At 69.2% G+C, this 4,675-nt stretch carries 5 protein-coding genes and 1 tRNA gene; 3 read left to right on the top strand and 3 right to left on the bottom strand.

The features are described 5' to 3' along the window. Window positions 1-158: 158 nt before the first annotated feature. Entirely contained in the window at window positions 159-467 is a 309-nt protein-coding gene (locus tag LCE31_RS37000; protein WP_225022414.1) for a DNA-binding protein, read from the bottom strand. Beyond that, a complete protein-coding gene (locus tag LCE31_RS36995; RefSeq protein ID WP_225022411.1) occupies window positions 464-745 on the bottom strand; it encodes a helix-turn-helix domain-containing protein in 282 nt (93 codons plus the stop codon). The genes LCE31_RS37000 and LCE31_RS36995 overlap by 4 nt, the downstream gene beginning before the upstream one ends. Window positions 746-976: 231 nt before the next feature. On the opposite strand from LCE31_RS36995, the gene LCE31_RS36990 reads away from it, so the two are divergent. Together LCE31_RS36990 and LCE31_RS36985 are read left to right on the top strand one after the other, a co-directional pair. Further along, a complete protein-coding gene (locus tag LCE31_RS36990) occupies window positions 977-1,453 on the top strand; it encodes a helix-turn-helix domain-containing protein (RefSeq protein WP_225022409.1) in 477 nt (158 codons plus the stop codon). A 638-nt stretch (window positions 1,454-2,091) separates the two neighbouring features. Next, window positions 2,092-3,663 carry a site-specific integrase gene (locus tag LCE31_RS36985; protein ID WP_225022407.1) on the top strand — a complete coding sequence of 524 codons (1,572 nt, stop codon included), beginning with the start codon at window positions 2,092-2,094 and terminating at the stop codon, window positions 3,661-3,663. Window positions 3,664-3,706: 43 nt separating this feature from the next. Here LCE31_RS36985 and LCE31_RS36980 read toward each other — a convergent pair. Further along, window positions 3,707-3,780: transfer RNA gene (locus tag LCE31_RS36980), tRNA-Thr, on the bottom strand. 255 nt (window positions 3,781-4,035) lie between these two features. Between LCE31_RS36980 and LCE31_RS36975 the strand changes: the two genes are divergently transcribed. Continuing rightward, window positions 4,036-4,602: a PadR family transcriptional regulator gene (locus tag LCE31_RS36975; RefSeq protein ID WP_225022405.1), complete on the top strand. Its 567-nt coding sequence runs from the start codon at window positions 4,036-4,038 to the stop codon at window positions 4,600-4,602. Window positions 4,603-4,675 lie beyond the last annotated feature (73 nt).

Raw genomic sequence — 4,675 nt, 5'->3', positions numbered from 1 at the left:
CCCCCGCCGGGGCGGGGGGGGCCGGCGGCGGGGGGGGCGGCGCCCCGCCGCGGCGGGCGGCGGCGGGCGCGCCCCCCCCCCCCCCCCCCCCCCCCCCAAAACCTCGGCGAGAGCCGCGCGGACAGCCCGCGCGTTGTCGGTGGTGTGTGAGATGGTCTTCATGAGGTCGCTCCGGTCTGCAGGGATGTCGATTCGTGCGCGGCCTCGCTCGAAGCGGTCGGGGCTGGACCCCCGGCCGCTTCGCCGTTTCCGAGGCCGAGGAAGGCCCAGAGGTCGACCGTGCGGGCCATGCGGCGACGGCCGAGCTTGATGACCTCGATGGGCAGCCGCTCTTGGGCGGCCAGCTGGTAGGTGGTGCTCTCCGCGAGTCCGAGTGCGCGGCCTACCGCGGGCCACAGCGGGACCAGCGGGGGAAGGTCAAGCACTTCGCGGATGGTGAGCGGCTGGATCTGCGCGGCGGTGGTCATGCCGGCACCTCCATGCGTCGCAGCGCGCGGGCGGTGCGGCCGTCGCGTTCCCACAGGACACCGAGGTCGACGCCCAGGCGGTCAGCGATGGCCTGGGCCACGCGCTCCGGGACGGCCTTCTGGGTTCCGGTCAGCAGGTGTCCGATCGTGCTGGGGTGCACGTCGGCGGCCTGGGCCAGGGCGCGGATCGCGACCGGGCGTCCATCGCCCGTGCGGAGCATCAGTGCGCGCAGGACGCTGCGTTCGACCGCGAGGCGGTACAGGGCCCTTTCGTTCACGTTCACCTCGATAGCTCGGTTTGTGCATCGAGATAAACAGTCTCACGGGATCGACATCTTGTCTATCTCGATGAACACCCGCCCCACTCGAACACTGCGCGAACAGTTCGGGCCGGGCGGGGCGACTCCCGGCCATCCAGAGGCCCCCCGGTGGCGATCAACGTTTCCCTACATAGACAATCTGTCTAGGTGGCCAGACAGGGACGTCCCGCTGCCCAAGGGAGCGAACCCATGAACAGCAGGTCCGAGCCAGACACCGAGCAGCAGACAAGCGAAAGGACGGCCATGGCGGGCCCACCCGAACGCAGAACGGACTTGACCGACCTCGTGCGCAACCGGCGGTCAGAGCTGGGGCTCAGCCTCCGCAAGCTGGCCGAGCGGTGCGTCGACCCCGAGGCGCCGGACGCCGGCCCCATATGGAAGTACGCGGTCATCAACCGCCTTGAGAGAGGGCTGCCCGTGATCGCGCCCATCGTTCCCGAGCTACGCGCTCTCGCGGCCGGCCTTCAGTTGCCCCTGGGGCTGATCCAGGATGCGGCGGGCGCGCAGTTCTTCGGCATCGACAGCGTGTGGTCGGACGAAGGGGACGTGCGGGCGCTGGTACACGACTACCGATCAATGTCGCCGGAGGACCAGGAGCGCGTACGGGATCTCATGCGCACATGGGGACAGAATCGCGCCGCGAAGCCGCACGGCGGTGAAGGCTGATTACCCCTGGTGTATCTCGCAACTACTGTGCATGATGGTTTTTCTGCCGGGGGGCGGATTGATCGGCTCCGTACAACGGAGCGGGCAAGGGCGGGGAAGCGGTATGCGCAGAACGAAAATCAACGAAGTGTCACACGTGGTCTTCCAGATCGGCCCGGACGTGAGGATCCCCGCAGGTCGGGCCGTTCGGCTGGCCGAGTCGGACGGGACCATGACCGTCCACTTTCGAACCGGCGAAGCCCGTCCGGATCTGTGCGACGAGCTGAACCGGACACATAGCGTTCTGACGGAAGTTCAGGGCCAATGGGCTCAGACCTGGTTTGCGGACCGGGCGCACTCGCACGGCCCGGAAGGCTACGTAGTAGCGCGCGGGGAGTGGGTCCGGACTCCTGCACGGAAGATGCCCGGAGGCGTTCCCTGCCTCGCACTGGAAAGGCCCGGAGAAATCCTCTGGTTCGTCCACGAGGATTACGCCTCGATCTGGCTGTGCACCGAGTTGAACGAGCTGACCGCTCGGGTCCTCGGTAGCGGCCTATGGCTCCAGCGTCGGGCCGAGAGGGCGCGGCCTCTCTCCCTCTCGCGCGTGAGCTGATGATGAGGGGGCGCGAACGGGCGCCATCCCCCCTCCGAGGAGAGACATGAAGGGTTCCACGTACCGGCGGTGCTACTGCCGGGGAGACGATGGCCGGCCGCTGGGCAAGGCGTGTCCGCAACTGTCGAGCAGACGTCACGGGACGTGGGCGGTACGTCAGGAACTCCCACCGCGCGAGGACGGTTCGCGCCGCTCGTTCTCGCGCGGCGGGTACGACTCCGCGAAGAAGGCCCAGGAGGCGCTCGACAAGGTCCGCGCGATCCTGGACCTGGCCGACGCGGACGACGATGAGACCCTGCGCCTGATCGGCGACCTGCTGGAGAACGTGTCGCAGGACAAGAAGGCGCCCCTGCCCGACCTCGCGGAGACGCGCCGGCGCCTGGTGCACGGGCAGAAGCTCACGTCCACCAAGACCGTGAGCGACCTCTTCGACGAGTGGCTGGAGAAGAAGGGCAAGTCCCGGCGAGCGACGACCGTCAACGGCTACGGGTCCCGCGTGGAGTACCACCTGCGGCCCGCACTCGGGCACTACCGCCTCGACCGACTCAATGTCGGCCACGTGCAGGCGTTCTTCGACTCGATCGACGACCGCAACGAGACGATCCGCGCGGAGAACGTCGCTCGCCGCGAGCAGCAGGCGCGCGCGACCTGGGGCCAGCGGTCCCGGCCGCCGGCCGCCGAGAGGCAGCGGCTCGCCGCGGAGCGCGAGAAGCTCGCAGCCATGCCGCCGTACCGGCGCATCACGGGCCCGGCGACGAAGCACGACATCCGACGCGCCCTGCGTGCGGCCCTGAACTTCGCGATCAGCAGGCAGTACATCACCTTCAACCCCGCGGCCCACGTGGAGCTAGAGACCGCGAAGCGCCCGAAGGGCATGCTGTGGACTGCCGAGCGGGTCGCGCGCTGGCGCGAGACAGGGGTGAAGCCGGGCCCGGTGATGGTGTGGGCGCCTGAGCAGTTGGGCGCGTTCCTCGACGCGGCCGAGGCCCACCGCCTGTACGCGTTCTTCCACCTCGTCACCCACCACGGGCTCCGCCGCGGTGAGGGCGTCGGGCTGGACTGGGAGAACGTCGACTTCGCGGCCCGTACGGTGACCATCGCCCGGGAGATCGTCACGGACGGCTGGACGCCGATCGAGACGGACCCGAAGACGGACGGCTCGGCCGCCGCGGTGAAGATCGACCGGGGCACGGTCGAGGTGCTGCGCGCCCATCGCGCGCGCCAGCTCGCCGAGCGGGACGCGCGGCTGGAGAACCGGCTGCCGTGGACAGACACGGGCAAGGTCTTCACGAACGAGGACGGGACCTGGCTGCACCCGGAGACCGTGTCGGACGCCTTCCGGGAGATCCGTGACGCGGCGGATCTCCCGCCGATCAACCTGCGGGACGCGCGGCATGGCGCCGCGGCGCTCGTGAAGGCCGGCGGCGGGGACCTGCATGACGCGAAGGTGAAGCTGCGGCACTCCACGATCACGTTGACGTCGGACACGTACATGGAGCTGTTCGAGGAGTACGAGGACGAGCTGACGGAGCGCGCTGCCGCGGTAGTCCCGAGGGCCAGGAAATCGACTCCTGGCACCTCCGCTCACGCATCGCTCACGCAGGACCATTCGGAATGATCAACGACCCAGGCCGCATACGCTCTGACCTGGGCCGGAAGTGAGCCCCCTGTCGGATTCGAACCGACGACCTACGCATTACAAGTGCGTTGCTCTGGCCAGCTGAGCTAAGGAGGCAATACGGACATATTTTTCACCGTCCGAGGGCGGTCCTACTGTACACAGCGGCGGGAAGCGGGGGCCACACGCTTCCCGTCACGCCCGGCCTCGGCCGAGGTGCCTCCGGGGCGGGCTTGGGACGGGTTCTCCTGCGGGTTCCCGGGCCGCCGTGCCCGGCTTCCGCCGAGGTGCCCCCGGGGCGGGAGCGTCCGCCGTTGCTGTTGTGGGGTCCGGTGCGGCGTACCTCTATTCGAGGCATGGCATCGTAGGCGCATGCTGACCCTGAGCATTCTCGGGTTCCTCGCCGAACAGCCGCTTCACGCCTATGAGCTCCGCAACCGGATCTCCGGCCTCTCCGGCCACATCCGCCCCGTCAGTGACGGGGCCCTCTATCCCGCCCTCGATCGGCTGCGCCGTGCCGGGTTCGTCGTGCGGCACGAGGCGCCAGGCAGCGGCGCCACGCGCCGGCAGGTTTTCACCCTGACGGATACCGGCAGGCAGGAGTTCCTGCGTCGGCTCGCCGAGCCCGCGCCCGTCGAGATCACCGACCGGAACTCGTTCATGATCCTGCTCGCCTTCCTCGGACAGCTCGGCGATCCGGTCGCCCAACTCCGCGTTCTGCGAAGGCGGTTGAGCTTCTACGACCAGCCCGCCGGCTACTTCTACGACCATGGCAGACCGCTGCGCGCCGACGAGATGACCGACCGGTTCCGGCGCGGCATGCTGGCCACCGCCGCCGCGACCAAGCACGCCGACGTGCAGTGGCTGCGTGCGGTGATCTCGGAGTTGGAGGGCGAGATCACCGGCCGCCCCGAGCGCATGCGCAAGCCGGGCGTGTAGATCCCCGGCCGATCCCCGCGGAGTGCCGAGCTGGAAATACGGCGGAAAAACTCGGTGGTCCCCGACTACTGAC

Source organism: Streptomyces sp. 8L (assembly GCF_020176795.1).
Lineage (GTDB): Bacteria > Actinomycetota > Actinomycetes > Streptomycetales > Streptomycetaceae > Streptomyces.
Note: the sequence above shows the minus strand (reverse complement) of the source record. Positions and strands in the feature narration are given on the sequence as shown.